The sequence below is a fragment of the Pseudomonas sp. DR 5-09 genome, assembly GCF_001655595.1.
GTDB classification, from domain to species: Bacteria; Pseudomonadota; Gammaproteobacteria; order Pseudomonadales; family Pseudomonadaceae; genus Aquipseudomonas; species Aquipseudomonas pharyngis.
This window is the reverse complement of record NZ_CP011566.1, coordinates 2,228,893-2,255,399: the sequence shown is the minus strand read 5'-3', so window position 1 is coordinate 2,255,399 and position 26,507 is coordinate 2,228,893. Positions and strand designations below refer to the sequence as shown.

General features: G+C 56.6%; 31 protein-coding genes. 29 read left to right on the top strand and 2 right to left on the bottom strand.

Annotated elements, in window-relative coordinates; genetic code table 11:
• Positions 1–55: 55 nt before the first annotated feature.
• The 8 genes from PDR5_RS10110 (at position 56) to PDR5_RS10075 (ending at position 7,719) form a co-directional block, all read left to right on the top strand.
• Positions 56–265 (top strand): hypothetical protein, encoded by a 210-nt coding sequence (locus tag PDR5_RS10110; RefSeq protein ID WP_064594984.1) that lies wholly within the window; start codon positions 56–58, stop codon positions 263–265.
• A 14-nt stretch (positions 266–279) separates the two neighbouring features.
• Positions 280–1,869, top strand: a complete 1,590-nt coding sequence (locus PDR5_RS10105; RefSeq protein WP_064594982.1) for a ParB family protein — start codon at positions 280–282, stop codon at positions 1,867–1,869.
• On the top strand, positions 1,866–2,414 hold the full coding sequence (locus PDR5_RS10100; RefSeq protein ID WP_064594980.1) for a DUF2857 domain-containing protein: 549 nt from the start codon (positions 1,866–1,868) through the stop codon (positions 2,412–2,414). Before PDR5_RS10105 ends, PDR5_RS10100 begins: the two co-directional genes overlap by 4 nt.
• Entirely contained in the window at positions 2,411–3,598 is a 1,188-nt protein-coding gene (locus PDR5_RS10095; RefSeq protein ID WP_064594978.1) for an STY4528 family pathogenicity island replication protein, read from the top strand. Before PDR5_RS10100 ends, PDR5_RS10095 begins: the two co-directional genes overlap by 4 nt.
• Before the next feature lie 221 nt (positions 3,599–3,819).
• A complete protein-coding gene (locus tag PDR5_RS10090; protein ID WP_064594976.1) occupies positions 3,820–4,575 on the top strand; it encodes a PFL_4669 family integrating conjugative element protein in 756 nt (251 codons plus the stop codon).
• Positions 4,572–5,090, top strand: coding sequence for a DUF3158 family protein (locus PDR5_RS10085; protein WP_064594973.1), 519 nt, complete (start codon positions 4,572–4,574; stop codon positions 5,088–5,090). The genes PDR5_RS10090 and PDR5_RS10085 overlap by 4 nt, the downstream gene beginning before the upstream one ends.
• Positions 5,087–5,542 (top strand): single-stranded DNA-binding protein, encoded by a 456-nt coding sequence (locus tag PDR5_RS10080; RefSeq protein ID WP_064594971.1) that lies wholly within the window; start codon positions 5,087–5,089, stop codon positions 5,540–5,542. Before PDR5_RS10085 ends, PDR5_RS10080 begins: the two co-directional genes overlap by 4 nt.
• A 227-nt stretch (positions 5,543–5,769) precedes the next feature.
• Entirely contained in the window at positions 5,770–7,719 is a 1,950-nt protein-coding gene (locus PDR5_RS10075) for a DNA topoisomerase III (RefSeq protein WP_064594969.1), read from the top strand.
• Positions 7,720–7,779: 60 nt separating this feature from the next.
• Here the strand turns inward: PDR5_RS10075 and PDR5_RS10070 are convergent, their stop codons facing one another.
• Positions 7,780–8,037 (bottom strand): hypothetical protein, encoded by a 258-nt coding sequence (locus PDR5_RS10070; protein WP_064594967.1) that lies wholly within the window; start codon positions 8,035–8,037, stop codon positions 7,780–7,782.
• 208 nt (positions 8,038–8,245) lie between these two features.
• On the opposite strand from PDR5_RS10070, the gene PDR5_RS10065 reads away from it, so the two are divergent.
• From PDR5_RS10065 to PDR5_RS10010, 12 genes are all read left to right on the top strand, one after another.
• Positions 8,246–8,587 (top strand): helix-turn-helix domain-containing protein, encoded by a 342-nt coding sequence (locus tag PDR5_RS10065; protein ID WP_058425999.1) that lies wholly within the window; start codon positions 8,246–8,248, stop codon positions 8,585–8,587.
• Between the two features lie 906 nt (positions 8,588–9,493).
• On the top strand, positions 9,494–10,075 hold the full coding sequence (locus tag PDR5_RS10060) for an STY4534 family ICE replication protein (RefSeq protein ID WP_064594965.1): 582 nt from the start codon (positions 9,494–9,496) through the stop codon (positions 10,073–10,075).
• Positions 10,076–10,146: 71 nt separating this feature from the next.
• Complete coding sequence (locus PDR5_RS30060; protein ID WP_064594963.1) at positions 10,147–10,404, top strand: hypothetical protein; 258 nt, start codon at positions 10,147–10,149, stop codon at positions 10,402–10,404.
• A 101-nt stretch (positions 10,405–10,505) separates the two neighbouring features.
• Positions 10,506–11,000, top strand: a complete 495-nt coding sequence (gene radC / locus PDR5_RS10050) for a RadC family protein (RefSeq protein WP_064594961.1) — start codon at positions 10,506–10,508, stop codon at positions 10,998–11,000.
• A gap of 52 nt (positions 11,001–11,052) precedes the next feature.
• Positions 11,053–11,802 carry a DUF5983 family protein gene (locus PDR5_RS10045; protein ID WP_064594959.1) on the top strand — a complete coding sequence of 250 codons (750 nt, stop codon included), beginning with the start codon at positions 11,053–11,055 and terminating at the stop codon, positions 11,800–11,802.
• A 94-nt stretch (positions 11,803–11,896) separates the two neighbouring features.
• Positions 11,897–12,439, top strand: coding sequence for a PFGI-1 class ICE element type IV pilus protein PilL2 (gene pilL2, locus PDR5_RS10040; RefSeq protein WP_064594957.1), 543 nt, complete (start codon positions 11,897–11,899; stop codon positions 12,437–12,439).
• Positions 12,436–13,107 carry a hypothetical protein gene (locus PDR5_RS10035; protein ID WP_064594955.1) on the top strand — a complete coding sequence of 224 codons (672 nt, stop codon included), beginning with the start codon at positions 12,436–12,438 and terminating at the stop codon, positions 13,105–13,107. The genes pilL2 and PDR5_RS10035 overlap by 4 nt, the downstream gene beginning before the upstream one ends.
• Before the next feature lie 9 nt (positions 13,108–13,116).
• Positions 13,117–13,836 carry a TIGR03759 family integrating conjugative element protein gene (locus PDR5_RS10030; protein WP_064594953.1) on the top strand — a complete coding sequence of 240 codons (720 nt, stop codon included), beginning with the start codon at positions 13,117–13,119 and terminating at the stop codon, positions 13,834–13,836.
• A complete protein-coding gene (locus PDR5_RS10025) occupies positions 13,818–14,366 on the top strand; it encodes a hypothetical protein (protein WP_064594951.1) in 549 nt (182 codons plus the stop codon). The genes PDR5_RS10030 and PDR5_RS10025 overlap by 19 nt, the downstream gene beginning before the upstream one ends.
• Positions 14,363–14,878 carry an integrating conjugative element protein gene (locus PDR5_RS10020; RefSeq protein WP_064594949.1) on the top strand — a complete coding sequence of 172 codons (516 nt, stop codon included), beginning with the start codon at positions 14,363–14,365 and terminating at the stop codon, positions 14,876–14,878. The genes PDR5_RS10025 and PDR5_RS10020 overlap by 4 nt, the downstream gene beginning before the upstream one ends.
• Positions 14,879–14,886: 8 nt before the next feature.
• Positions 14,887–16,992, top strand: coding sequence for a type IV conjugative transfer system coupling protein TraD (gene traD, locus PDR5_RS10015; protein WP_064594947.1), 2,106 nt, complete (start codon positions 14,887–14,889; stop codon positions 16,990–16,992).
• 89 nt (positions 16,993–17,081) lie between these two features.
• Entirely contained in the window at positions 17,082–17,813 is a 732-nt protein-coding gene (locus PDR5_RS10010; RefSeq protein ID WP_064594944.1) for a TIGR03747 family integrating conjugative element membrane protein, read from the top strand.
• A gap of 27 nt (positions 17,814–17,840) precedes the next feature.
• Here the strand turns inward: PDR5_RS10010 and PDR5_RS10005 are convergent, their stop codons facing one another.
• A complete protein-coding gene (locus PDR5_RS10005; RefSeq protein WP_064594943.1) occupies positions 17,841–18,923 on the bottom strand; it encodes a hypothetical protein in 1,083 nt (360 codons plus the stop codon).
• Positions 18,924–19,038: 115 nt separating this feature from the next.
• Here PDR5_RS10005 and PDR5_RS10000 point away from each other — a divergent pair, with 115 nt between their 5' ends.
• Genes PDR5_RS10000 through PDR5_RS09960 form a run of 9 tightly spaced genes read left to right on the top strand, consistent with a single transcriptional unit; the run spans position 19,039 to position 26,503 of the window.
• Positions 19,039–19,368, top strand: coding sequence for an integrative conjugative element protein, RAQPRD family (locus PDR5_RS10000; protein ID WP_064594941.1), 330 nt, complete (start codon positions 19,039–19,041; stop codon positions 19,366–19,368).
• A complete protein-coding gene (locus PDR5_RS09995; RefSeq protein WP_064594939.1) occupies positions 19,365–19,604 on the top strand; it encodes a TIGR03758 family integrating conjugative element protein in 240 nt (79 codons plus the stop codon). Before PDR5_RS10000 ends, PDR5_RS09995 begins: the two co-directional genes overlap by 4 nt.
• Positions 19,605–19,621: 17 nt before the next feature.
• Entirely contained in the window at positions 19,622–19,993 is a 372-nt protein-coding gene (locus PDR5_RS09990) for a TIGR03745 family integrating conjugative element membrane protein (protein WP_064594937.1), read from the top strand.
• Positions 19,994–20,000: 7 nt separating this feature from the next.
• Positions 20,001–20,408: a TIGR03750 family conjugal transfer protein gene (locus PDR5_RS09985; protein ID WP_064594935.1), complete on the top strand. Its 408-nt coding sequence runs from the start codon at positions 20,001–20,003 to the stop codon at positions 20,406–20,408.
• A gap of 2 nt (positions 20,409–20,410) precedes the next feature.
• On the top strand, positions 20,411–21,052 hold the full coding sequence (locus PDR5_RS09980; RefSeq protein ID WP_064594933.1) for a PFL_4703 family integrating conjugative element protein: 642 nt from the start codon (positions 20,411–20,413) through the stop codon (positions 21,050–21,052).
• On the top strand, positions 21,049–21,861 hold the full coding sequence (locus tag PDR5_RS09975; RefSeq protein WP_064594931.1) for a TIGR03749 family integrating conjugative element protein: 813 nt from the start codon (positions 21,049–21,051) through the stop codon (positions 21,859–21,861). Before PDR5_RS09980 ends, PDR5_RS09975 begins: the two co-directional genes overlap by 4 nt.
• Entirely contained in the window at positions 21,851–23,368 is a 1,518-nt protein-coding gene (locus PDR5_RS09970) for a TIGR03752 family integrating conjugative element protein (RefSeq protein WP_064594929.1), read from the top strand. Before PDR5_RS09975 ends, PDR5_RS09970 begins: the two co-directional genes overlap by 11 nt.
• On the top strand, positions 23,331–23,747 hold the full coding sequence (locus PDR5_RS09965) for a TIGR03751 family conjugal transfer lipoprotein (RefSeq protein WP_064594928.1): 417 nt from the start codon (positions 23,331–23,333) through the stop codon (positions 23,745–23,747). The genes PDR5_RS09970 and PDR5_RS09965 overlap by 38 nt, the downstream gene beginning before the upstream one ends.
• Positions 23,747–26,503 carry a conjugative transfer ATPase gene (locus PDR5_RS09960; RefSeq protein ID WP_064594926.1) on the top strand — a complete coding sequence of 919 codons (2,757 nt, stop codon included), beginning with the start codon at positions 23,747–23,749 and terminating at the stop codon, positions 26,501–26,503. Before PDR5_RS09965 ends, PDR5_RS09960 begins: the two co-directional genes overlap by 1 nt.
• Positions 26,504–26,507: the final 4 nt, after the last annotated feature.

Below are 26,507 nucleotides of genomic sequence, written 5' to 3'. Positions count from 1 at the left end.
TTTATTTTTGTTTGATCAGCCTTGAGCCCAGCAGGGCTTGGTAAGGAGTTTTCTAATGTTGGATCAGTTTCCTATCGTCGTTCAGCCTTCCATTCGAGCACGCGACGCGGCTTGCGAGGAGTACTGCACCGTGGTTTTTCGTCTGCAAGGGGGGCGCTCGGCCATGGTGTGGTTCCTCGCAGAACTCTCCCAACATTTCGAAGGTTCAGGGACTGCCGAAATCGTGAAATTCGAGGTCGGTGACCATTTACGTAGCCGACGTTAACCGAGGCGGTTGCGATGAAGAAGCTCAGTCAGGAGGAAATCACCGACAAGCTGCACCAGGACCACTTCACTCAAGGTCCTGGACTGGAGCGACTGTCCGATCCAGTCATCGACACTCCCATGCTAGTCACTCTGGAACAGTTACGCCCCTACGAGCACAACCCACGCTTCATCCGTAATCCGCTTTATGACGATATTAAGGCGTCGATCCGTGAACGCGGGCTAGATCAACCGCCACCAATTACCCGCCGCCCGGGTGAAACCTCTTTCATCATCCGCAACGGCGGTAATACGCGCTTGGCGATTCTCGGCGAGCTGTGGCAGGAAACTCGCGACGAGCGTTTCTTTCGGATTCACTGCCTGTTCCGACCTTGGAGCAATGAAACCAACGCCCTACTCGGCCATCTGGCGGAAAGCGACCTGCACGGCCAACTCACGTTCATCGAAAGGGCCCTGGCAGTAGCCAAACTCAAAACCATGCTTGAGTCGGATGGCCCAGAGCTCTCACAACGGGAGCTGGCTCGACGTCTTGCCGCTGGAGGCTATCCGGTTTCGCAGTCGCATATCAGCCGGATGCTGGACACCCTCGAACACTTATTACCCGCCATTCCACAAACTTTGTATGCCGGCTTGGGTAAGCCTCAGATAGAACGACTGATCGGTCTACGTAGTCAGGCTGAGCGAACCTGGAACCGCTATCCAACTGCCACAGTCGCGTTTGCAGAGTTCTGGCTGGAGACTATGGGCTACTTCGATGGCGATCCTGAATCCTTTGATCTTGAGCAGATCCAGGACGAATTGCTCGAACGCATGAGCCACTTGCTCGGACAGTCCTACCGTATGCTGGCCCTAGAGCTGAGCGATACCCAACGGGTCGTCTCCACGCCTGGGGCTGTCACCACCACGCCCTCAGAAAGCAGCCATCGGCCAAGCGTGCATGAAACTGCGGCAGAGTTGCCCTCCTCCAACACTAAACCCGAATCAACTGATGCCAAGAGCAAGATAGAGCCAGTTTCAGAAGAACGGCTCAACGCACCCGAAACAAATACTTTACCTGCGGTCAGTCACCTATCACGCGTTCAACAGATTCGTGAGCAAATCGATCGCGAGATCATTACCGAAGCGGAGTCTTCATTCGAAACCTGCCCAATCGACGACCTCTGGATCATCACACCACCGCTGGATACCCCAGAACAACTGCGTTTAGCCATTGCTGGACTGGCTCGGGAAATGGCGGCCTATGCCGGAGATGCCAAGAGCATCATTGATCAAAAGCTTGGCTTGGGCTTCACCCTAGACATTAAGGGACTTGATCTTTCAGCGCCTCGCTCGACCGGCATTCACCTAATGCTCCTGGCCCTGTTGCGGGCTCAAGACGAGGTGAACTGGGAGGACCGCAAGCAAATCCCCTCCGCACTGTTCGGGCAGTTGTTGCTGGGGGTCTATCAACTCCCTCTACCAGATAGACCAGTCACGGACGTGGGGCTGGAGCGACTGCCTGACAGTCTGCTAATCAAGCTGTTTCGTCTGATCCGCCTGGCCCGGCGTTTAATCGACTTAACACTCATCTCTGAAGACAAAAACTCAGCGGAGGAGCTGAGATGAACTTGTCCTTCAATATGCTCAATCAAGCCATGCTAACCCAGGTACTGCACGAACTGCGCCTGGGCAACCTGCAACGCTGCAAGGCACTTGGACTGAGTGAGGATGACATCTTCGTGCTGCAATCCTTACCACCGACCACGCTATCGCGCCTGGCCCACGCCACTGTCCCTTGGCTTGAGGTCAAGATTGACTCGCCGGTGCTGCATCGTTTGATAGAACAAGCTGAACGTGATGAACAGAACGAACGGTTGATCAACCGAGCACTCAAGCTCGGCGCCAGCAGCACCATCATGTACCAATGCTTTGGCTTGGCGCATTCGGAAACAGCCATGCGCCGGCGTCTACTCAAGATAGAAACCCGTAAAGGCCGCCCCCAACATTTGAGCGAAGCGCAGGAACATGCGTTGTGGCAACGTTGGTGCCAAATACGAACAGAAGACGGCACCGAGGATAAACTCGATGCCATGATGATGCTTGCCGAAGAACAGCAGATCAGCTTGACCATCGTTTGGCAGCAAATCGACCATTACAGCAACAAAACATGAACGCTGTTCCTTCCAGTCGCTGGCAACGTGTCCTGCAGCAATGCACACAGCAGCTGCATGAGCGCTGGCCAGCACGCCCTACCACTGAACAGCCCTCCAACCAGGCTCTACAGGCTGGCTTTCTGTTTAGTGGCCAATCACACGAAATCGTGCCACGTCGGCTGCTGTTGGACAATCGGCTGACGCCATTGGAGCGAAATGCCTGGCAGGTATTTCGACTCATGCTGCAAGGCCAGGGCGTGGTCACGCCGCGCTATGAGGATTTGCAGCCTTACCTCTCGAGCGTGCCCTACGGTGCGTCAGCCTCGCGTGAAACCATTGCCCGCGTGTTGACGATGCTCAGGCTCACTCGTTGGCTCAGCTTGGTTAGCCGCGGTCGCGATCAAATCAGCGGGCGGCTACAAGGTTCTTTGTATGTTCTGCACGATGAACCGTTAACCCCCGCCGAAGCCATGGAGCTCGATCAGGATTACCTAGAACTGGTCGGACATGCCCTCGGACATGCGACAAAGGCCTTGCGTATTGTCGCTCAGCACATTGTGGAGGAGGTCCGACAGGACACGAATATCGATCAGGGTCGGTTACCAACGCGGCTGGACAGTTGGGGCGAACAGTGGGCGCAGCAAGGCTTGGATCAGCCACCCGGTGATGCATTCAACGATTCCGAACATGGGGAAGATCACCGCGTTCGGAATCGTGCAGGCCCTCGTTCGGATTCCGAATCAGGCTCGAACCCTAACATTTCCAGCACCGTTCGGAATCCGAACGCTGCCTGTACTGTAGTAAAAGAAAGTAAATGTACAGTACCGCGCGCGACCTCTAATGTGGATAACCTGCATTGGCCCACTTCGCTGCGCCTGACCCCAAGCGAACGTCAGGCCGTCGCCGTGGAGCTGAACAAGCTCAACCCAGCGGATCAGCAGGCGGTGCTTAACGAAGCGGGGGCACGCTGTGCGGCCGGTGGTATACGCAAGCCGGCGGCATATCTGATGGGCCTGATCCAGCGTGCGCTGAAAGGCGACTTTCGTCCTTGGGCAAGTCAGGTCGAACCGTCCCCCGTCGCAGAGCCGCACCCAACCGTCCCCTCGCGGCCTTCTCGAAAAAAGGGCGAACCTGCATCAGCCCTCGCCCAAGCGTGCCTAAATGAGCTGCGCCAACTGCGTGGAGGCAGTGGAAGTCAGTAGATTTGATGCCAGTGGCATCAAATCCATAGAGTTCCAATCTACGAAAATATCGGACCGAACCATGGAGCGTTTAGGGAAACGCCTGGGCGTATTTCCAATAAACGTAGACGTCAGGCATTTGCCCTCTCTCACCAAACCGAACAGACCGCATTCAGCTTTTTGGCTGTCCTTGCCCCTCATCTGTCGCAACGTCCCGTCCAAGCCTATGCGAGGACAACACCATGGCCGATCACTATCAACTCAATCTGGGCTCATTGCGCAGCAGCATCACCCTGACCCTGCATACCCACCATGCAGCCCGTATCTGGCAAGGTCGAGCCGCACGCGAAGGCGTCCACTCGATCATGGGTATGGCCGGTTACATCAGTGTCACCAACCTGATCAAACAAACTGCGGCCCAGGACGATCCCTATGCAGATTGGGCCATCGTGCAGCTCGAAGAAAAACTGATGCAAGCAAAGGCCGGGATGCTGGAACTGACTCAACAGTTAGACCGAATAAGACAGGATCTGCCGACACAGATCGATATGGGGGACAACCTCAACATCCACCCCGTCACCTTGCCATTGTACATCGGCAGTCAGCTGGGTTTTCTGGCGGTTTACCTGCTGACCGACTACGACACGCTGGTCCGCCATACCCTCTTGGCCCATCACACGGCTTTGATCGGCCGAAGAGTCATGGAAGCCTGGATCGACGACGGCGCCCACCTGTTACGCAGCCTATTCGGTCAGGCGCAACGTTATCGACATGCCGGCGTTACACGCGATGATATGGCCACAAATAATGCCCGCGCCCTGGCGGCTGTGGAGAAGTATGGATTGCCCCCGATGGACATCCTTGAGGGTCATCGCCGTTCTCAGTTTGCGCCGCCGATCATTCGCCGTGGTGCTGTAGTAGTGGATGACGCTGACGCTTTGGCAGAGGTAGTGGACGGGCCGTCTGCGAGCGTAGATGAGCCGGAGGCTGATGCATGAATCCCATGACCCCGATTCAACCAATGCCCTTCGAAGCGTTGACACCGGATGCCTATCGGCAGCTCGAACACGCTGCCTCTCTAAAAGGCCTTTTAAAACCTTTTAAGGGTAAGGGGGAGTTGGAGCACCTGGCGCAGGTGGCGAGGGAAATCGAGGCGCAGTTATGTCGCCTGATGGAGGCTGTCGTGCAGCAAGCCGGGGATCCGCCGTACTCGCTATTGAAGATACGATTGGTGCTGCAGAAGACCAGTGCGGGCAGCACCTTTTTGCGTTGGCGCACCCGTGATTTTTCTCGCATGGGTGTGGCGGTTTGGGAACGTCAGATCTCCAACAAAGCATTGCCGCAGATCGTACGAGAGGAATTGCACCGTTTCGAATGCACGCGTATCGCACTAAACCTTCAGATGAGTGTGGTGCATTCGCTCTACCGCCAGGCTACGACCTGCGCGATCAAAATGGCCAGTGCCGAACAGTTGCTGCGCCAGTTCACACCCGCAGTGGAGACAACACGATGAGTACTTTTTTCGTCGGCGAAGGCAATATCGGCAGTGCGCCAGAGTTCCAGGAGTTCGCCTCAGGCAATGACGAGCCACGGCGTTTGCTACGGCTGAATGTGTACTTCGACAACCACATCCCACGCGAGGGCAGCTATGAAGATCGGGGCGGCTATTGGGCGCCGGTTGAGCTCTGGCACCGTGAGGCTGAACACTGGAGCACGCTGTACCAGAAAGGCATGCGCGTGCTGGTCGAAGGTCGTACGGTGCGCGATGAGTGGGAGGACAGCGAAGACAATGCACGGGTGACCTTCAAGATCGAGGCCCGTCGAGTCGGCATCCTGCCTCACAGGGTGCACAGCGTGGTCATGCGGGAACGCTCCAGTGAACCGACGGCCGCTCAAAATACTGAACAGGTCAGCTCGCCGACGTCGAAACCCAAGAAACACAGAGGGCAATCGCCTAAGGCCTGAACGACTTCAGGCATAAAAATTGCGCCTTTGCGCGAAGTGCCTGGCCTGTCATTGCTCGCTGCTCATGAAGCCCCCACCCAGTTACGAACGCTCCAATGAGGTAGCAGCTTCAGCCCATTCAAGGCCGCCCTCACCGACTAATATGAGGAACCTGCCATTCAGGTTTCTCATATCTCGCCCCTGCTACTTCGAACAACGCTGCTCCGAACTCAATCCGGAGTAGTTTTATGCGCCTGTTCCTCTGCGAAAAACCTTCCCAGGGTCGTGACATCGCCAAGGTTCTCGGAGCCACTCGGCGTGGCGATGGTTGCCTGATCGGCCCCGAGACAACTGTCACATGGTGTATCGGCCACCTACTGGAGACGGCCCCGCCTGAAGCCTACGGCACTCAGTACAAGAACTGGTCGTTGGATCATCTACCGATCATTCCGGCGCAGTGGCAAGTGGAGGTCAAACCCAAGACTGCCGCGCAGTTCAAAATCATCAAACGCCTGCTCAGCGAAGCCACCACCGTTGTCATCGCAACCGACGCCGACCGCGAAGGTGAGATGATTGCCCGCGAATTATTGGAGCTCTGCCAGTACCAAGGCACTGTTCAGCGCCTCTGGCTGTCCGCACTCAACGAAGCATCGATTCGCAGGGCACTGACCTCGCTGAAGTCTGGTCAGGAGACCTTCCCGCTCTATCACTCGGCCCTCGCCCGCAGCCGTGCCGACTGGCTGATCGGCATGAACCTCAGTCGTTTGTTTACCCTTCTTGGTCGGCGGGCAGGCTACGACGGCGTTTTGTCAGTGGGGCGCGTCCAGACACCCACCTTACGTCTGGTGGTCGATAGGGATCGTGCGATTGTCGGCTTCGTCCCGGTACCTTACTGGAACATTGAGGTACACCTATCGTCGATGGGCCAGCGATTCATCGCGTCGTGGTTACCGCCATGCTCAGGACGGGACGAGTCGGGGCGTTGCCTACAACAAGTGCTTGCCCATCACGCGGTCCAAACAATCACCGACGAGAAGTCCGCCACGGTAATCTCGTTACATACTGAGCATTTCCGAGAACCGCCGCCCCTGCCCTTCGACCTGAGCACATTGCAGGAAGTCTGCTCGCGTAAGCTGGGGCTCGGCGTCCAGGAAACCCTGAACATCGCCCAAGCCCTGTATGAAACCCACAAAGCCACCACCTACCCGCGCAGCGATTGCCGCTATTTGCCAGAGAATATGTTCAACGAGGCTCCCGCGGTACTAGACGCCCTGCTCAAAACGGATCCTGCACTCAGACCTGCATTCGAGGACCTCGATCAGTCATTGCGCTCCCACGCATGGAACAATGCCAAGGTCACTGCGCACCACGGCATCATCCCCACCATCGAACCGGCAAACCTGGTGCGGATGTCCGAGCAAGAACGCCATGTCTACGAACTGATCCGTAGCCACTACCTAGCGCAGTTTCTTCCGCATCATGAGTTTGATCGGACCCAGGTCGAACTGGCGTGTGGCGAAGAACGATTGACCGCTGTGGGCAAACTGATCTTGGTCCAGGGCTGGAAAAGCTCGCTCTCCGAAAACACCGGGGAGGATGAGCCCAGTCACAAATCCCAAGTCTTACCCATCTTGCAACAGGGCACGCAGTGCGCAGTGGACAATGTCGAACTCAAATCCATGCGAACTGCCGCTCCTAAACCTCTCACCGAGGGTGATCTGATCAAGGCGATGAAAAACGTCGCCAAGCTTGTCAACGACCCACGCCTGAAACAGAAACTTCGGGACACCACCGGTATCGGAACCGAAGCCACACGAGCCGGCATTATCAAAGGGCTCATTGATCGCGGTTATTTGATGAAGAAAAAACGCGCCTTAACGGCCACGGCGGCGGCCCATACCCTGATCGAGGCGGTACCCTCTGCAGTCGCGGATCCTGGCATGACTGCGATTTGGGAGCAGGCGCTTGACGAAATAGAAGCGGGACGCCTGACCTTGGATGCGTTTGTCACAAAGCAGGCGAAATGGATCGCGCAATTGGTCGAACATTGTGGTGCGCTCACCTTGTCGATAGCGGTCAAAGCCGGACCGGCCTGCCCCATTTGCAATGCCTCAATGATCAAGCGAAAGGGCAAATCTGGGCCGTTCTGGTCATGCTCACAGTATCCGAACTGCAAGGGTACTACGCCAATTAGATAAGAGACGTGACGCCCATGACAGTTCGGTTGAAATCAACAGCACGTTGGGTTGGTACACAGCTCAGTGCATCATCAGTGGCGCCTGATCCCGCTCCAAATCGATCAAAGGTTGTCCGACTTCACGGGCCAAAGCGATGCCTGTCGAAATCCATATCTGCCCCAGTTCGTTGAAGGCTTTTAGGTGGGCAGGATCTTCGTTGAGCCAAAGAACAAGGTTTTCGAAGTGTTCGGGGTTATCCGGGCAATCATGAATCTTGATAAACAACTCCAGTGTTCGATCCCAAATCAGATCCATGACGTCCTTTCTCTCATCTTCCATGTTCAACCATCCCTCAACATGGTCCTTTCAGACCGTCGCTCTTACCAACCAATCTGGACTCTGATCCCTGAAGGGACAGAAACCACGTCGCGATACTCAGCTATTTCAGTCGCTATATCAACCCAATGAGTCGATACTCAACCTTTAAGGATGTTCATGTCAACGGGTCTTTGCTCAACCATTCGGGTTGAACTGGAGAACTCATCACTTGGCACATAAACATCCAACCCAAGCCCAAATCGGGCGCATGATCGCGAAGCACCGCAGCGAGCGTAATTTGACTCAGGAAGAGGTGGCTGAACGTTTAGGGATCGGTAGCGAAGCTATCTCGCGCCTGGAACGGGGTGTAGTGGAGCTTTCAGTGATCAAGCTGATGCAACTGGCGGACATTTTCGATTGCCGGATGGACGAACTCCTGACGGCCTCGAGTAATCGCCCCAATGACCAGGGTCAGATGATCGCGGGCCTGCTGAGTGGACTGAAAGAAAGCGACCGTGCCTTTATCTTGGCAACCGTCGAACAGTTGGCCGCACATCTCGGCAGCAAGTAACCTCTTTCATCGTGCTCAACGTAGCGCCTTATGAAGGGGGGCCTGCAGGCTTGACGTCGTGTTGACCTCTTTGCTGTAGTAGCTTTGGATAACCGCCAACGGCGACCCAAGACCGATTAGCTCCGGGCAGTTCGGTCGAACTCTTCGAGTTCGGAGCCTCCTCTTCTGCGGAATTTAATTCCCGTTTTTTGCTCGACCTGATTGTGGTGGCGGATGACCACTGTTGCCTCTATCCGGCAATAGCGGTCATCCGCTTCTGCGATCGTATTCAGTCCCGGAGCCCACCGGGGAAACAAAGGGCACCCTTTGTGCGCGGATGCGTGCCAGCATATTCCGACCCAGGCCACGACAAGGGTCGGTTGGCGAATCATGGCGCAGTCAAACCAAGTTTTGCGAGGAGCTTGTCGACTGCGTAAGACCGTCAAAGGTGGTTTTTCTCTACCTCGCCTGGCACATCGCCAGGCCCACTCTTCTTTTTTTCATTTTCTTAATTCCAGTGACTACCACCGTATTCCGGCCTTAAAAAATCGGGTTGTAGCGTCTTGACGCTCCCCTGTGACAGGCTTATACAAAGGGCGTGGTTCGCTGTCGTTGACAGCCCAGGTAGCCAAAACCTTCAAGGCACGCCACGTTCGTGGTGGTTTACCCAAGTGCGATCAGCGTTCGGAAGCTCGCGCGGTTGCCGCTTCAGCGGTGATGGATGCCGACTACTCCGTGCCTGCGGGTTACCACTGCAGACGCTCCTCTACTGCACAGCTACTCACCCAGAAGCTTCATTCTGATGGTCATCGACTTGCCGGTGGCGAGTCGTTCATCGCTCGACTTCACCTTACCCACCCTGACGGGGGCTCACTTTCCCGTCAGGGGCTGTGCGTCGCCGTTTTCCCTTGAAACAGGAGAACCACCATGGCCTACGCCAACCAATCCCAAGAAGCGACCTCTTACTTCAACCTGCACACCGTCGGTATCGGCTACCTCAACCGTGTTCGTGAAGTACAGGTCCGCCGCGGTCAGCCATTCATGGCCTGCGATATCGCAGCCTTGCATGGTGCCACTGATGCAGTGGAGTACACCCGCTTTGATTGCAAAGTCGCTGGTGGCGAAGCTGACCGCTTGATTCGTCTCTATATGGACGCCGTCAGAGCCGAGAAAAAGGTCTTGCTGTCGTTCCGTATTGGTGACCTGTGGATCGACCCATTTCTCTATGAGAAAGGCGATAAACAAGGCCAACCGGGCGCCAGTCTGAAAGGTCGTTTGCTGTTCATCGACTGGATCAAGGTCAATGGCAAGTTCGAATACAAAGCGCCCGCCAGGCAGGAAGCAACAGCACCTGCTGAGCCAGCGCCGATCAATGAACCCTCTCCAACGTCGGCTGATGCCGAAGCGGAGGATACCGACAACCCTACAGAGGCCAGGATTGAACCTGAATCTCCAACCACTCCCCGCACGGCCCGCCGTGTCGCCACACGTGCTGTTCAGTCCGCCTGAACAATCCATGATGTTTTACATCAAGGCGCTCAATAGAGCGCCTTTTCTTCAACTAGCACAGGAGAACCAATATGGAATGCTTCTGGCTTTGCGACGACTGCCTGTTCGGTGCGGCTTACAAGGACTACAGCACGTTATCGCTGTATCACTCGCCGGATGAGATGGAACAACGCATCGCCGCGATACATCGTGGGCTGGTTCGCCTAATGCCCATCAGTGCCGACTTCGATCCCGAAACCGGCTGGGGCATAAGAGCCTTTTCTCCGTTGCCTTGCGACAGTTGTGGTTCACCTATGCACGGTCAACGCCACCGATACACTCGGCTGTAAACCCTACATCACCTGCAAACGCCTGCAACTCCACATCCACCCTGGGGATACTACTCCCCTCGGGCGTGTACCCCCTGATTATTCCCTTCGGAGGTAGCGCCATGAGCACCCCACTCACACTGATTGAGACCTCGGATTTCGAGGCTGATCACATTGTCCAAGAAAACCAGCTGATCGACGAAGCACTGCATATTCTGGATCGTCGGCTTTTCGCCCGCGGGCCTATCCTGACGTCGCCGGACACCGTAGCGGCTTACCTAAAACTGCGTCTTGCGCACCAAGACCATGAAGTCTTTGGTGTGATTTTTTTTGACGCCCAGCACCGGGTGCTGGCGTTCGAAATCCTCTTTCACGGCAGCATTGATGGCGCCAGCGTTTACCCTCGCCAAGTCGTTAAGCGTTCCCTCGCGCATAACGCTGCGGCCGCCATTTTTGTTCACAACCACCCCTCAGGGTGTACGGAACCCAGCCAGGCGGATCGCGTCTTGACCGCTCGGTTGAAAGAGGCCTTGGCCTTGATCGACGTGTGCGTACTGGATCACTTCATCGTGGGTGAAGGTCGCCCGCTCTCCCTTGCCGAATACGGCTGGCTTTAACCCTCACAGGCGCCTACGGGCGCCTTGTTTATTTCAATTCTGGAGAACCCTTATGAACCAAACCCTAGCCCTGCTCCCAGCTTCAAACCCATTTGCTCGCGGTTATGACAACTTGCATATCGAACGGCTGCTACTGATCACCTACGAAAACAACTACCCTCCCTGCTTTCGCCCCCTGCACGACTCACAGGTCCATCTGCCCGACGATGAACTGCAGCTGTTCCCCTGCATCTTCAATGACGATTTCGCCTTGATCAACGAAGGTCAATCCGTTCCGGATGAGTTGAATGAATGCTGTCAGTCCACCGGACTGGTGCGCCAAGTGATCTATGCCGTGATGGGCGAAATGCTCAACGAGCGGCATCATGTCGGCGATCTGTACTCCCTGGAAGATGCCCAAGCCGTGATCCGTCGCGTAAGCTTCGAGACGGGACACTACAGTCGAACCTGGGAGATCAGCACCGCACACGTCACTGAAGAAGCATTGCGCTACTTGAAACACCGGGCGGGCTATTTCGACTCTAGCCCAACCGGGCTGCTGTTCGAACCCTTTGTCCTGAAGGACTGCAATGGCATCGGGTGTAAGCTGATCGGCACGCCCTGGACAGACGATAACCTGGTAAAAATCGAGGACTGTTCTTACTCATCGCTGAGGCAAGAGCAACTCGATGCTGGTACGCCGGCAGCCTTGGTCAACGTACTGTATATGGCGGCATTGGCGGATGTGCGATTGTTGATCTTCGACCCCGACGCTGCTGTCTTGGATGGACTAGCTATCTATGATGCAGAGCAAAGTATTTAGCGTTAACACGACCTGCCATAAATCGGATTTCTCACTGAATCGCTCCTTCACCTCATGTCAGGTTCTGTACTGAATCTGACATGAGGTTTTTTTCATGGAGCGTTTTTTTACGCCTGTCTGCCTGCTGGTTTTTTTGAGTGCCTGCAGCGCGCAAATTCCCACCCCATTGCCGACTAATCCAAAGATCGACAGTGGCTCCAATTGGACCCAATTATCAAGGAGCCCGGCCGAAGCAAACCATCCGGCGGAGATCCGTTATGGGCGCTATACCCTGGTGAGTACAGAGCCCACTACGAAGCAACGTGATCTTCTCGCTCAAATAATTGATCTGAGCATACCGTCCAACCTTAATCCCTCGGTACAGGAGGCGATGCACTACGTGTTGCAGCGCTCGGGTTATTCGCTCTGCCCTACCACCGAATCAGTAAAGACACTTTTCACTCGGCCTCTGCCTGCTGCCCATTACCGGCTCGGCCCGATTGCGTTACGCAGCGCACTACAGGTACTGGCGGGCTCCGCCTGGCAACTCACGACCGATGAGGTCAGCCGTTCGGTCTGCTTCGAACAGCAGAAAGCTGATGTCGGCATCGTGCGGGCTACACCAGACTCGTCCCATCAGGCGGAGGCACGTCCATGAAAGCCTCGACGTTTCAAACCATCGTTGTTGGCTTACTTTGCCTGGCAGTCGCCGGGCTGAGCGGCGGCTTGTTTAACCAGTATCAGCGCATGGCAGAGCTACAGAGTACGAACACCCAGCGCCTAAAAACTTTGGACACCTTGCAACGTGATTTAAGCGCGCTCAAGGACGCACAGGAGAAACTGCAGTACGCGCTGAAAGACTTGAAGCAGATGGTCGATACCGGTGAGCAACAGGCCAACACCCTCGATCCGATGCTAGATCAGTGGGCGCAAGAGATACAGGAGATGCGCGACGGTCTGGCAGACCGCGCCACCGTGAAAGACCTGACAACTCTAAGCGGACGCTTTGAGCACGTCGAACAGCAGCTACTGGAGCTCAAGACTCAGCTAACCCTCCCACCGCCAACCTCTTCCGCCAACAAGCCGAAAAAGACGGCTCGCCCAAAACCCGTCCCGCTATCGCCACCGTTCTCAGTGTTGGGTGTCGAGTCCCGCGGGGGTGAGCGCTTTTTGGCAGTCGCACCTCATGACAGTAGCTCTCTCATAGATGTTCGGCTGCTGCATGCCGGCGAGCAGTTCGGAGCCTGGCACCTGAAAGTGCTTGAGCCGCACTCAGCCATCTTCTCGGTGGCCGCTCAGCCAGACCAGACCGTGCAACTCCCGTGAGAAGCGATCATGAACAGAGTGCCACTACTCCCCGTCGTTTGTCTCGCGTCGCTACTGGCCATAGGCGCTGCGATGGGCACCCCTGCCACGACACGGTCACGGATCCAGGACACACAATCCACTCCGCTGGGACGCTCGCACTCTGAACAGGCCGCAAGCTGGGGGCTCACGGAGCAGGAGTGGACACACTTCGAACAGATCCAAGCCGGCCCACGCGGATTCTGGAGCCCGAACCTCGATCCGTTGACCGCCCTCGGGGTTGAGGCCCAGACCGACCAAGAGCGCCAGCGCTATGCCGAATTACAGGTAGCGCTGGAAGCCAAACGCGCCGAGCGCGAGTTGGCCTACCAAAATGCTTACACCGCGGCCTGGGTCAAGCTGTTTCCCGGGCTGCTGCCGATCCAGGGCATGGCATCCCCGTCCCCTGCCAGCTCATCGGTCGTGCCGCGCCCTGCTTTGTTTGTGGAGGACCACTGCACAGCGTGTACCGCCGAAGCGCAACGCCTGCAAAGCAGCGACACGGCGTTCGATATCTACCTGGTGGACAGCCAAGGCGAGGATGCACGCGTCCGTCGCTGGGCTCGGCAAGCAGACATCGATCCGTCCAAGGTACAACGCCGGCAGATCACCCTGAACCATGACCGTGGTCGCTGGTTCAGCCTGGGGGCGCCGGGGCCATTGCCCGCCACATTTCAACAGGTGAATGGACAATGGCAACGCCTCGACTAAGTGGTATTGCACTCATACTGATGATGCTCGCAGCCCAGGCTGACGAACTTCCGCCGCCTGCCTACCAACTGGCGGCGCATGACGCCGACATCCCGTCTACGGTGCTGTTCGCAATTACCTTGCTGGAGAGTGGTATCCATGTCCGTGGTCGACTGCTGCCCTGGCCCTGGACCCTGAACATCGCCGGAATACCCTACCGCTTCGCCACCCGCCATGCCGCCTGCCACGCTTTGCTCCAGGCGCTCACTCAGTATGACGCCAAGCGGGTAGACGCCGGACTTGGGCAAACCAACCTGGGCTACCACGGACAACGTTTTTCCAGTCCCTGTGGAGCCCTCGACCCCTACCGAAATCTCGCCGTCACCGCCGCGCTGCTACAAGAGCATCATACCGCCACCGGCGATTGGGTGTTGGCTGCTGGACGTTATCACCGCCCGGCAGGAGGAACGCCGGCCGCACGTTACCGCGAAGGTTTTTCCCGGCAACTTGAACGCTTGCTGGTTTCCTTCAAACAGGGCACACCACCATGAAGCGAACCCCCATCGCCTGTTATTTAATCCTACTTTTCGCACCTTTTGCACAACCGGGACTGACCGTAGCCGGGGGTCAGCCTAGCGACTTCTCCCACCCCCATTTTCAAGTTGCCAGACCGCCCTTAAACAACAAGATCCAGCCTGATCGGGCCATGCATGCGGACTTGTCCATTTTTGCCGATGAAACCTGGATACTACCCGTCCGCAGCTCTCACTTGAGCCCCGGCCAAATCACGCCTCGCGCCTTGAACATGCCGGGCTTACGGCCATTTTTCCTGGTCGGTGAGGATCCCCACTCCCTGGCTTGGTTGCGTCAACGCGCGACTGAACTGCAGGAAATGGGTGCGGCAGGCCTGGCCGTTGAGGTGGCCGATACCGAAGCTTTGGCCCGAATTCGAGCAGCCGCTCCGAACATCACCATCCTGCCGGTCAACGGCAACGACATCGCCGCCCGCCTGCAGATTGAGCACTACCCCGTCTTGATCACTGCCAGCTCATTGGAACAGTGAGTCAGGTCATGGCCGAGCATGCGATGGAGTCCAAGCTCCGGCCAGCGGTGGAGCTGTACACCGTAGCGATCTGCATCGCCGCCGCAGTGTTGTGCGTGTACTCGCCCTGGGCTGTGGCCCTGTCACCCGAGATTGGGCTGGTTGCGGCGCTGGCCTATGCCCTGTTCGGCCTTATCAGGCTTCGACAAGCCTGGGAGGTGCTGCGCTATCGGCGCAATATCCGTCGGCTGCCCCGTTACGAGCTGACCAGTCGACAGATTCCGATCAGCCGCAAGCGTCTGTTCATGGGCCGCGGATTTCGCTGGACCCGCCTGCACACCCAGCGCCTGGTGGAGGCCCAGGATCCGGCGGTCGCCCACTATGTCGACCAACCTACCTGTTACCGTCTGGCCCGTGGACTCGAATGGCGCCTGGAGCATGCACCGTTCCCGCTCTCGACATTGGCCCGTGTCACCGCCTGGGACAGTGCCTTCAATCCGTTGCGCCCTTTGCCCCCGGTAGGTGGCTCGCCACTGTTGCATGGGGTCGAGCCCAATGAAAAGGAGGTCAGTCTGCCACTAGGCGAACGGGTCGGACACACCCTGGTGCTAGGCACTACACGCGTCGGCAAGACGCGACTCGCCGAGGTGTACATCACCCAGGACATTCACCGCGTCGAACACGAGGTAGTGATTGTCTTCGATCCGAAGGGTGATGCCGACCTGCTCAAGCGCATGTACGTCGAAGCCAAACGCGCCGGTAGGGAAAAGGAATTCTATGTTTTCCATCTAGGCTGGCCAGAGATCTCTGCGCGTTACAACGCCGTAGGACGTTTCGGGCGCATTTCGGAAGTGGCGTCGCGTATCGCCGGGCAGCTCAGCGGTGAAGGTAACTCGGCGGCCTTCCGTGAGTTCGCCTGGCGCTTCGTCAACATCATTGCCCGGGCTTTGATCGAGTTGGGTCGACGTCCGGACTACCTGCAGATCCAACGACATGTGGTCAATATCGATGCGCTGTTCATCGAATACGCTCAGCAGTTTTTCGCCAAGACCGACCCGAAGGCCTGGGAGGTGATTGTCCAACTTGAAGGCAAGCTCAACGAGAAAAACATTCCCCGGCATATGGTGGGACGCGAAAAGCGTGTGGTGGCCATCGAGCAGTACCTGGCGGCCAAACGGGTATTTGATCCAGTCATGGACGGACTGCGATCGGCGGTGCGATATGACCGTACTTACTTCGACAAAATCGTTGCCTCGCTACTGCCGCTGCTGGAGAAACTTACCACCGGCAAGACCGCCCAGCTACTGGCGCCCAACTACACCGATTTAGATGACCCGCGGCCAATCTTCGATTGGATGCAGATCATCCGAAAACGCGGCATCGTCTACGTTGGCCTCGATGCGCTGACTGATGCCGAAGTGGCCGCCGCCGTGGGCAATTCAATGTTCGCCGACTTGGTCTCGGTCGCGGGACATATCTACAAACATGGCATTGACCATGGACTACCGCAATCTGGCAACGCTGGTGACAAACTGCCAATCAACCTGCATGCCGATGAGTTCAACGAGTTGATGGGCGATGAGTTCATTCCGCTGATCAACAAGGGGGGCGGTGCCGGTATCCAGGTAACCGCCTACACCCAAACCCTCAGCGATATCGAAGCACGAATCGGCAACCGGGCCAAGGCCGGCCAAGTGGTCGGCAACTTCAACACCCTACAGATGCTGCGGGTGCGCGAAACCGCAACCGCGGAACTGCTCACCCAGCAGTTGCCCAAGGTTAATGTGCTCACCAAAACCTTGGTCTCGGGTGCAACCGACACCTCCGATCCGGAGGCCAACACGGACTTCACCTCGTCCTCACAGGACCGTGTCAGCAGCACCAGCGTGCCGCTGATCGAGCCTGCTCACATCGTCAGCTTGCCCAAGGGGCAAATGTTCTCCTTCCAGGCAGGGGGGCAGCTCTGGAAAGTCCGCATGCCGCTGCCAAAACCCTCCAACGACGATGCCATGCCTAAAGACCTGCAGGAGCTTACCCAACGAATGCGGGCCAGCTACAACGCGCAGACAGGGCAATGGTGGAGCGCAAGCGGTGGCGGTCCAACAACAAACTTCGATCTGGATCAGGTGGGTTAGCCGGCCCCGCCACAGGTTTCGATTCAGCAAACACGTATTCGGCAGGAGCCGTGGCTGCATCAACTCAACGGTGCCCAATGGAGTAAACGATGGCGACTGCCGCCCAGAACACGCGGCCACAACCGATCCAACGTCCAGGACTGATCATCTCGGCGATTGGCCTGGTCCTACGCATCATAGGTGCGCTGATGGCCTCGTTGCTGTTCTCGATCCTCATCGAGTTCGCCGGCCTGCTACTGGTCTGGGGCGATGAGGGTTGGCATCACAGCCAGGAAATGTTGAATAGTGAATTGGGATGGCTCAGCGAGCACTTCAAATCTTCTGTCATCCTCCAACAACCTGGGCAGACGATTGTCCAGTGGCTGGACTTTCTCAATCAATTGTTATTGGTTAAGACCGGTTTTGCGGATTTTGCCAGGCAGGCGCGGGTGTCGAACCAAAGCAACGGCTTCTCGAGCTGGATCAACCAGCTCTACGTGAGCATTGAGGATTTCGTACTGGCCGCAGTTTACGTGACCTTTACCTTCGTGGTACGCCTTACCATTCTGGTCCTGGCCGCCCCACTGTTTCTAATGACCACGTTTACTGGTTTTGTCGATGGGTTGATGCGACGCGACCTGCGCAAGTTTGGGGCAGGTCGCGAAAGCAGTTTTGTCTACCATCGTGCTAAACGAGCCGTGACAACAGTGCTGCTCGTGCCCTGGATCATTTATCTGTCTCTCCCCTTTTCGCTCAATCCACTCGCTATTTTTTTACCGTGCGCCGCAATGTTGGGGATAACAACGGCGATCATCGCCGCAACATTCAAGAAATATCTTTAAAATTTGACGCCCCTTTTTTTCAAAGCATTAGATATGACTGGAGTTCATACTCGCTTTTTTGCAGGCTGTGACGATTGCACTCATAAAGTCCTGGTACTTAGGCTGGATCCAGTCACCACGCTTCTGGTGTTCAGAGAAGGGTTTCGAAAACATGAAATTAACCATGCTTTTGATTTGATGCTCCGTATCAGCTGTCCCAAATTCCACCCCCGCACTCTCGACATATGAATGTCGATGCCGCAGGACATCAGAGAGAGTATCGTCCAGCGTTTGCCCTACCAAAACATAACCGGCTTTCTGCTTGTATTGCCGGGAACCGTCACATACCTGCAACATATCGATATCCCCTAGGCCTAATAAAGCTCCCTTCTTATTGAAGTTATTAAGATCCGCTAGAGCATCCGCCATTGGACCACTCCCAATCGGAAGGGCATCAGGGTTATGCTGTGACTGCTGAATTATTGCCCGCTCAACTCGACTAGTGAGCACAAACTTAACATACCAGGGATCAAAATATTTCAATGGCAAGTCATCAGGTATTTCCCGATGTGCAATACCTAGAGGAATTAGCACACCAAAAGGAGCCTCAAGGTCTTTTTTCCAACTCAATTCTTCTATTCTTTTAAAATATTGTGTGAGGTATACATCGTCAGCATGTACCGCCTCCAGAACGCTCACCAAATGCTCAATCGACTTAAAACCGATCCAAGTCATACGCAGACCTGTATCAGCGAAAAACAACCGAAGCTCTTCGAGGGCACTTAATGCGTCAGCAGAGTTAATATTTCCACGACGCCCCATATGCTCATATAAGGCTGCAGGAGTCACAGCCAAGTAGGTTTTTCGGTCACTCCAACCTGTTACAAATCTGGTGAACGCAGTATATGATAACGCCTGCAAATCACGATTCGGCTTAGTTGCTCTATGCTTAAAAGACTGAATTATGCTGTTATCAAGAACCAAATGCATTGGCCCTTCTAGCTCGTAACTGACAGCGTATTTTCTTGCAAACTTCTCAGTCGACACATAAAACTGAAGAATTTCGTGATCAGTGCGGCCATGCAGACACTCCGTGACCTCAACTATCAATTTTTCTTTAACTCCTTCCACCACTCATCCTTAACGACAACTGAATAAAAACCGATCGTAGCCAGCTCGATTAACTTGCTGACGTTCACTCTTCCCTCGGAGATCTTAATTCCAGACCAACGTCGGGACCACCACAATGTCCGTTTTTCCTATTCGTGTACTCATGCTCACTGTGATCGCATTTCACAGCGACTGCTTTGCTGCGGGCGAGCATGAGCAGCAATTCAGTCTACTCATCCGACAGCTAGATACTCTCGACACGTTAGTACTACGGGCCTCACGTGACGAAGCACCAGAGTCAAATACACGTTACCGCTTTGACTATCCCCGCCTAACTCAAGACATCCAGCGCATCCGCCAGGGTGTGAAGAACTATCTCTCCCCCTCTCGCGCTCAACCCCGCGACTCCACTGAGTTGGTCGGAGAATACCGTCTCGACACACTATCCGCAGAGTCCTCGCCATGAGCATGACTGACGCCCAGACCGCCGCCTTTCAAAACGCTTCCGGCTTCTCGGCACAGAGCAGCTCGACACTGTGGCTGTCCTTGGTTCTCGTCCTGGCTTTGCTGTGGTGTGCCTGGGTGATGAGGACCGCTTACCGAGGTTGGGCCACCGGCAATGTGCGTTTTGGAGCCTTCGGCGGAAGCGCTGCGCGTGTACTGCTCACCTTGCTGATTTTGATGTTCTTCACCCTGTCCTAACACCGGAGATCGCCATCATGCTCAAGTGCCTTGTCCCCCTGAAAAACAACCTGCGTGATCGCGCAAGCCGACGCTTGATCGGTCTGCTGCTTGTGCTTGGTCCAGGCCTAGCTTTTGCCGAGCTACCGACCATGGAGGCGCCTTCCCGAGGCGAAGGTTCCGGATTGATCGAGACGATCAAAAACTACGCCTACGACGCCGGCATTTTACTAGGCCTGCTGATTGCCCTGCTCGCGTTTCTCGGCGTGGCATGGCATTCCCTGACCGTATTTGCCGACGTCCAAAACCAGCGCAAGACCTGGAAAGACCTCGGCGCGGTAGTCGGTATCGGCGCCCTGTTGGTGGTGATCATCATCTGGTTCCTCACCAAGGCTGCCGCGATTCTGTGAGGTTGGTATGAACGACACTATCGAACGTCTTGCCGACGGCACTTTGGCCTTTCTGCCAGAGCGACTCAATCGTGATCCAGCAGTATTGCGCGGTTTAACCAATGACGAGATGTGGGTAGCACTCGGTACCGGCGCCGTCATTGGCCTGCTGGTGGGCATTCCTATGGCGATCGTCACCGCCTCGATTGCCATGGCGCCGACCACCATGATCGCAGGCATGACAGTGTTCTTATTGATCGGGGGCACGTTACTGCGTCGGGCCAAACGTGCTCGTCCCGAGACCTGGTTGTACCGCAAGCTCGAATGGATACTCGCCAGCCATTGGCGCCTGGGGCGTGGAAGTTTGATTCTCCACTCCGGTGCCTGGACAGTTCGCCGTTCGCGTCGACTGCGCACTGCCCTGTCCCGGTGGTAGCCATGAGTCGATTTCGAAACAAGGTCGATGCCCAGCAGGCCCATATCTTCAGCCTGCGTCTGGCGATAGTGATGCTCGCCCTGCTCAGCGCCGGACTGTGGTATGGCTGGCACTCAGTACCGACCGATCTGACCGTGCATGTCCCCCCTGATCTGCGCTCGGGCAGCACGCGCAAGTGGTGGGATGTTCCCCCAGAGAACGTGTATGCCTTTGCCCTGTACATTTTTGGCCAACTCAACCGCTGGCCCTCGGATGGCGAGCAGGATTATCGCCGCGCCATCTATGGCTTGCAGTCCTATCTGACACCTGCCTGCAAAGCCTTCCTCGACGGCGACTACGAGTATCGCAAGGCCGCCGGCGAACTGCGTCAACGGGTGCGTGGCGTCTACGAAATTCTAGGCCGAGGCTACAGTGAAGATCCGGAACTGCGGGTGAAGCAACTTGATCGCGACAGCTGGTTGGTCACACTCGACCTCAACGCTGATGAGTATTACGCCGCCGAACCGGTGAAACGGGTGGTCGTGCGTTATCCGTTGCGGGTGGTGCGGTTCGATCTGGACCCCGAACGCAATAAGTGGGGCCTTGCACTGGATTGCTATCAGGGTACGCCGCAAAAAATCTCCCTGCCTGGAGGTGAGCCATGAAGCGGATTTCTACCCTGGGAGTCACCCTCACACTGATGCTATCGGGCGCAGCAGCGCAGGCCGTCGAACTGATGCACTGGGAACGCCTACCGCTCGCGGTCCCACTGGTGATCAATCAGGAACGAGTGGTCTTTGTCGATGAAGCTATTCGTGTCGGCGTGCCTTCCACTCTGAAGGATAAACTGCGCGTGCAATCAACCGGAGGCACGCTGTATCTACGCCCGTCGGAAGCCATTGCACCGACACGACTGCAACTGCAATCGGTCAAGACGGGCGAGATCATCCTCTTGGATATCGCAGCCACGCCTGGCGATCAACCGCTGGAGCCCGTGCGTATTCTCAAGAATGCTCCGGTGCAAGCTATCGAGTCTGAATCGAGCACCGTCCCTGTTCCAGAACGTACGCCCATCCCGGCCGCTTTGACGCGCTACGCCGCGCAAAGCCTGTACGGCCCGCTGCGCACCGTGGAGTCCCTGCCCGGCGTACGCCGCGTCCCGCTCAAGCTGCGCACCGAACTGCGGCCCCTGCTGCCGAGCGAAAACGTTTCCAGCACACCCATCGCAGCCTGGCGGCTCGGTGACTATTGGGTGACGGCCGTGAAGTTGCGCAATCGAGGTACAGCGACGGTGCAACTAGATCCGCGTCAGCTTCAGGCAAAGCTGTTCGCCGCGACCTTCCAGCATGCTTTCCTCGGGCCGGTCGGCAGTGCGGAAGACACCACTATTGCCTACCTCATCACGCGCGGTGCCGGCCTCGAACACGCCCTGATGCTTCCGCCCGTTGCGCGAGGTGCTGACGATGAAGGCTAACGCCTTGCTCAAATGGCTAGTACCAGCTGCGCTGCTGAGCGTAGTGCTGATCATCATGAAAAGCTGGGTCGCGGGAGGCAGTACGCCTTCTCCAGAGCACCCAGTTGATCAGGGCGATATTCAATTATCTGCCGAGCAAGCCAAGTCGCTCGGCATTGCGGGCGATACCCCACGCGACACGGTCGCCACCTTGGTAGGCCAAGTGAAGGCCATGCGCAGCGACATGCTCGGTTTGAAGAAACACAATGATTCACTGCAAACGGAAAACAACCGTCTACGTGAGCGGGAAAACAGCGTCGACTCGCGTATTCAGACGGCACTTGGCAGTGTGACCGAGCAGGTAGACGAAGGCCGCCGACAAGCCAATGAAGCACGCCTCAAAGCGGAACAAGACAGTCGTCAGGCTCGCGGTCTGCTGACGCAATTGCAAGAACAGTTGTCGGGGCTGACCGGCAAAAGCAAGGATATGCCGATCGGACTGGGGCTTGAACCGGGCGATGGGGACCAGTTCGAAGGGCGGCATTCTGCCAACGATGCGCTGCAGTGGATTGAACCCTCGGATGCTCCCTCCACCGAAGCCCGAGGCAAAACCAAGACCTCTTCCGCACCGAGTCTGCCTAATGCCTTCAACTCGCTCGAGGGCTTGAAGGACAATGCCATCGACCGCAGCCAAAAGCAGTTACGCGAGGTCACCAAGGGTGAGCGTGACCTGACGCGATCCGGTGATCGTACCGAAGGTGCGAAGCCGGTCTACACCATTCCCGAAAATGCGACATTGATGGGCTCGGTCGCCATGACCGCGCTGATTGGCCGAGTCCCGGTGGATGGCACCGTGAATGATCCCTATCCCTTCAAGGTGCTGGTCGGTCCGGAAAACCTGACGGCCAACGGCATCGACCTGCCAGACGTCGCGGGTGCTGTGATGAGCGGCACGGCGTCCGGTGACTGGACCCTGTCATGCGTACGCGGACAGGTCGAGTCGATCACTTTTGTGTTTACCGATGGCACCATCCGCACGGTGCCTCAGCCGAAAGCGGTATCCAGCCGCAATGTCTCCACCACCCAGAGCTCAAACACCGACAAGATCCGCGGTGGACTCGGTTACCTCTCCGATCCGTATGGCATTCCTTGCATTGCCGGCGAGCGTCGCTCGAATGCCCAGCAGTACCTGGGCAGTCAGACTCTGATCACTGCCGCCGGTGCTGGAGTCGCCGCCCTGCTCGGGAATGAACAGAACAACAGCAGCGTCATCAGTTCGGGCGGCAGTGCCTTCGGGGTCACTAACAGCAGTGGTAATAGCGCACTGACCTCAATTCTCAGTGGTGGAGCCAGCGACATCCGAGAGTGGGTCAACAAACTATATGGCGAAGCCTTTGCTGCCGTGTACGTGCCACCGGCAGCAGAAGTGGCACTCCACCTCGACCATGAGATCACCATCGACTACGAGCCTAAGGGCCGGAGCGTTCGCCATGAAAAAGATCCTACCTCCCTATCTGATCTGGATTAGCTTGCTCTGCTGGGTCCTGACGGGGTGTTCCACCGACAAGGACACACTTTTGCCGCATGGCGAGCAAACCATGCTGGATATCTGGAACGGCGCCGGCTCACAGGGTACACAACAGCAACTGTTGGATGCTCGGCAACCGTTGCGCCGCCCGTTGGCTCAAACAAATCTCTCCGCTTCGCTCCAAGAACCGTACACGCGTACAGCAGCGAATGAAATTCGCAACCTGTTCCCTCGCCTGCCCAATCCTGATTTGGTGATGTACGTGTATCCGCATCTGAGTGGTACCGAGCAGGCACCCGTGCCGGGGTACTCGACCGTCTTTCCATTCTACCAACGGGTGCAGTACGCACTGCCGGGTGAACGTCAGGAAGATCTGTAATGTGTAGCGACGATACGGGCAACTGCACGTCTGCATGGAAAGCCTGGCGCAACCCATTGCGCCCCCGCGCCACATTGGCCGATGAAGCTGCGCTCTATGCACACAACCCCAGCTTCACCGATCATCTGCCGTGGGTCGAATACCTCGACACCGAGCAGTGTTTTCTACTGGATGACAATCGCTCTGTGGGTGCGATATTCGAGTTACTGCCCATAGGTACCGAAGGGCGCGAACCCGATTGGCTAATGGCCGCCCGCGATGCCCTCGAAGATGCCCTGCAGGATAGCTTTGATGAGCTGGATCAAGCGCCTTGGGTGGCGCAATTTTTCTGCCAGGACGACAACGACTTCACCCCCTATCTGACCTGGCTAACAGATTATATTCAGGACAGCGCCCGAGGCACAGTTTTCACCGAAGCATACCTGGAACTTATTCGCCGACATCTGAAAGCCATCTCCAAGCCCGACGGCCTGTTCGAGGATAAGGCAATCACGCGCTTGCCCTGGCGAGGAAACAACCGTCGGGTGCGATTGGTGATCTATCGCTGGCTTGAGTCTGACGGTGAGGAGGCGGGACTCATCCCAGTGCAATCGCTGCAACAAACTTGCGAACGTGTCGCTGTTTCGTTGCAGGCGTGCGGGGTGCAATCGACGCGAGTCGATAGCCGAGGTTTGTATGCATGGTTGTTGCCCTGGTTCAATCCAGCCCCCAAGCTCACAGATGAATCGCCCGAAGATTTTTACCGCCGCGTGGCCTATCCGGAGTCTGGCGAGAGCGAGTCGCTGGAACTACCTTTCGATCATGACTTTGCCGAACGGTTGTTTTTTAACGAACCGCGTTCGGACGTGCAGCATGGACTCTGGTTTTTTGATGATCACCCCCACCGGGTAATGGTCGTGGACAAGCTGCGCCGGGCGCCATTGATTGGTCAACTCACTGGCGAAATCCGCAAGGGCGACGCGGTGAATGCCCTGTTCGACCAGCTACCCGAAGGCACGGTGATGAGTCTGACCTTGGTGGTCAAACCGCAGGATGTACTCGAGGATCAGTTGAACCGTTTAGCCCGCAAAGCGATCGGTGAAAACCTTGCCTCGACCCAAGCCCGTCGGGATGTTGAAGAGGCTCGTGCGATCATCGGCCGTCAGCACAAGCTGTACCGCGGCACGATGGCGTTTTACGTGCGCGGTTACGATGAACAGCAACTGCACCAGCGCTCGGTCAGCCTAGCCAATGCGCTGCTGGGTGCGGGCCTGCAGCCGGTACGCGAAGGCGATGAAGTCGCAGCCTGCAACAGCTACCTGCGTTGGTTACCGATGGCTTACAACCCAGCCCGCGACACACGTAGCTGGTACACACGCCTGATGTTCGTCCAACACCTGGCAAACCTCGTTCCAGTCTGGGGACGCGGCATTGGCACCGGCCACCCGGGTATCACGCTGTTTAATCGTGGTGGGTCGCCTTTGAGCTTTGATCCGTTGTCACGTTTAGACAGGGCAATGAACGGCCATCTGCTGTTATTCGGCCCCACCGGCGCCGGCAAGTCAGCGACCCTAGTCACCTTGTTGATGCAGATCATGGCTATATACCGCCCTCGCCTATTTATCGTAGAGGCTGGCAACTCGTTCGGCCTACAGGGTGACTACTTCGCGACCCAGGGCTTGTCGATCAACAAGGTCCAATTGAAACCTGGTGCCCCGGTCAGTCTCGCCCCATTCGGCGATGCCTGGCGGCTGGTCAACCAACCGGATCAAGTGGCGAGTCTTTCCATTGATGAGTGGGACGATGAAGCAGTCGCCAGTCGAGAGGACCAGCGCGATGTGCTCGGCGAGTTGGAAATCACCGCTCGCCTGATGATCACCGGCGGCGAGGCCAAGGAAGAGGCGCGACTGAGTCGAGCTGATCGTAGCTTGATTCGTGAGTGTATTCTCGATGCGGCGCAAACCTGTGTCGCAACGAACCGTCAGGTACTGACCCGCGATGTGCGCAACGCTTTACTGCTCGCCGCCAAGGACTCGCGCTTACCGGGAAAGCGTCGCGAACGTGCACAGGAAATGGGCGAGTCCATCGATCTCTTTTGCCAGGGCTTCGAGGGTGAGCTCTTCGACCGTGAAGGCACTCCGTGGCCGGAGAGCGATGTGACCATCGTTGATCTCGCCACTTACGCTCGCGAAGGCTATGAGGCTCAGATGTCCATTAGCTACATCAGCCTGATGAATACCGTAAACAACCTCGCCGAGCGCGACCAGTACTTGGGCCGACCGATCATCATGGTCACCGACGAGGGACATATCATCACCAAGAATCCGCTGCTGGCGCCTTTCGTGGTCAAGGGCACGAAGATGTGGCGCAAGCTCGGCGCCTGGTTCTGGCTCGCCACGCAAAACCTTGCGGACTTTCCCACGGCTGCGCAGACCATGCTCAACATGATCGAATGGTGGATTTGCTTGAATATGCCGCCCGCGGAGATTGAGGAAATCGCACGGTTCAAAAAGCTCACGCCGGCGCAGAAAGCCTTGCTGCTTTCCGCTGGTAAGGAGCCGGGGAAATACACTGAAGGGGTCGTGCTATCAAAAAAAATTGAGACGCTGTTTCGGGCCGTACCACCCAGTCTTTATCTTGCCCTGGCGATGACGGAACCTGAAGAGAAGGCCGAGCGCTGGACACTGATGCAGGACCTCGGCTGCTCAGAACTGGAAGCAGCGTATCGAGTAGCTGAACGGATCGATAGCGCACGAGGGATAAACCCGAATAGGTGAGTCT

Bases quoted from the DNA above. Each gene is read 5' to 3' on its own strand.
- PDR5_RS10000 (WP_064594941.1), top strand. From the start codon at position 19,039: ATGTCCGTTTTTCCTATTCGTGTACTCATGCTCACTGTGATCGCATTT.
- PDR5_RS10060 (WP_064594965.1), top strand. From the start codon at position 9,494: ATGGCCTACGCCAACCAATCCCAAGAAGCGACCTCTTACTTCAACCTG.
- PDR5_RS09995 (WP_064594939.1), top strand. From the start codon at position 19,365: ATGAGCATGACTGACGCCCAGACCGCCGCCTTTCAAAACGCTTCCGGC.
- PDR5_RS10035 (WP_064594955.1), top strand. From the start codon at position 12,436: ATGAAAGCCTCGACGTTTCAAACCATCGTTGTTGGCTTACTTTGCCTG.
- PDR5_RS10095 (WP_064594978.1), top strand. From the start codon at position 2,411: ATGAACGCTGTTCCTTCCAGTCGCTGGCAACGTGTCCTGCAGCAATGC.
- PDR5_RS10110 (WP_064594984.1), top strand. From the start codon at position 56: ATGTTGGATCAGTTTCCTATCGTCGTTCAGCCTTCCATTCGAGCACGC.
- PDR5_RS10105 (WP_064594982.1), top strand. From the start codon at position 280: ATGAAGAAGCTCAGTCAGGAGGAAATCACCGACAAGCTGCACCAGGAC.
- PDR5_RS09990 (WP_064594937.1), top strand. From the start codon at position 19,622: ATGCTCAAGTGCCTTGTCCCCCTGAAAAACAACCTGCGTGATCGCGCA.
- PDR5_RS09965 (WP_064594928.1), top strand. From the start codon at position 23,331: ATGAAAAAGATCCTACCTCCCTATCTGATCTGGATTAGCTTGCTCTGC.
- PDR5_RS10100 (WP_064594980.1), top strand. From the start codon at position 1,866: ATGAACTTGTCCTTCAATATGCTCAATCAAGCCATGCTAACCCAGGTA.
- PDR5_RS09960 (WP_064594926.1), top strand. From the start codon at position 23,747: ATGTGTAGCGACGATACGGGCAACTGCACGTCTGCATGGAAAGCCTGG.
- PDR5_RS10080 (WP_064594971.1), top strand. From the start codon at position 5,087: ATGAGTACTTTTTTCGTCGGCGAAGGCAATATCGGCAGTGCGCCAGAG.
- PDR5_RS09985 (WP_064594935.1), top strand. From the start codon at position 20,001: ATGAACGACACTATCGAACGTCTTGCCGACGGCACTTTGGCCTTTCTG.
- PDR5_RS10020 (WP_064594949.1), top strand. From the start codon at position 14,363: ATGAAGCGAACCCCCATCGCCTGTTATTTAATCCTACTTTTCGCACCT.
- PDR5_RS10025 (WP_064594951.1), top strand. From the start codon at position 13,818: ATGGCAACGCCTCGACTAAGTGGTATTGCACTCATACTGATGATGCTC.
- PDR5_RS09980 (WP_064594933.1), top strand. From the start codon at position 20,411: ATGAGTCGATTTCGAAACAAGGTCGATGCCCAGCAGGCCCATATCTTC.
- PDR5_RS10030 (WP_064594953.1), top strand. From the start codon at position 13,117: ATGAACAGAGTGCCACTACTCCCCGTCGTTTGTCTCGCGTCGCTACTG.
- traD (WP_064594947.1), top strand. From the start codon at position 14,887: ATGGCCGAGCATGCGATGGAGTCCAAGCTCCGGCCAGCGGTGGAGCTG.
- PDR5_RS09975 (WP_064594931.1), top strand. From the start codon at position 21,049: ATGAAGCGGATTTCTACCCTGGGAGTCACCCTCACACTGATGCTATCG.
- PDR5_RS10090 (WP_064594976.1), top strand. From the start codon at position 3,820: ATGGCCGATCACTATCAACTCAATCTGGGCTCATTGCGCAGCAGCATC.
- PDR5_RS30060 (WP_064594963.1), top strand. From the start codon at position 10,147: ATGGAATGCTTCTGGCTTTGCGACGACTGCCTGTTCGGTGCGGCTTAC.
- PDR5_RS10075 (WP_064594969.1), top strand. From the start codon at position 5,770: ATGCGCCTGTTCCTCTGCGAAAAACCTTCCCAGGGTCGTGACATCGCC.
- PDR5_RS10010 (WP_064594944.1), top strand. From the start codon at position 17,082: ATGGCGACTGCCGCCCAGAACACGCGGCCACAACCGATCCAACGTCCA.
- PDR5_RS09970 (WP_064594929.1), top strand. From the start codon at position 21,851: ATGAAGGCTAACGCCTTGCTCAAATGGCTAGTACCAGCTGCGCTGCTG.
- pilL2 (WP_064594957.1), top strand. From the start codon at position 11,897: ATGGAGCGTTTTTTTACGCCTGTCTGCCTGCTGGTTTTTTTGAGTGCC.
- PDR5_RS10070 (WP_064594967.1), bottom strand. From the start codon at position 8,037: ATGGAAGATGAGAGAAAGGACGTCATGGATCTGATTTGGGATCGAACA.
- PDR5_RS10045 (WP_064594959.1), top strand. From the start codon at position 11,053: ATGAACCAAACCCTAGCCCTGCTCCCAGCTTCAAACCCATTTGCTCGC.
- PDR5_RS10085 (WP_064594973.1), top strand. From the start codon at position 4,572: ATGAATCCCATGACCCCGATTCAACCAATGCCCTTCGAAGCGTTGACA.
- radC (WP_064594961.1), top strand. From the start codon at position 10,506: ATGAGCACCCCACTCACACTGATTGAGACCTCGGATTTCGAGGCTGAT.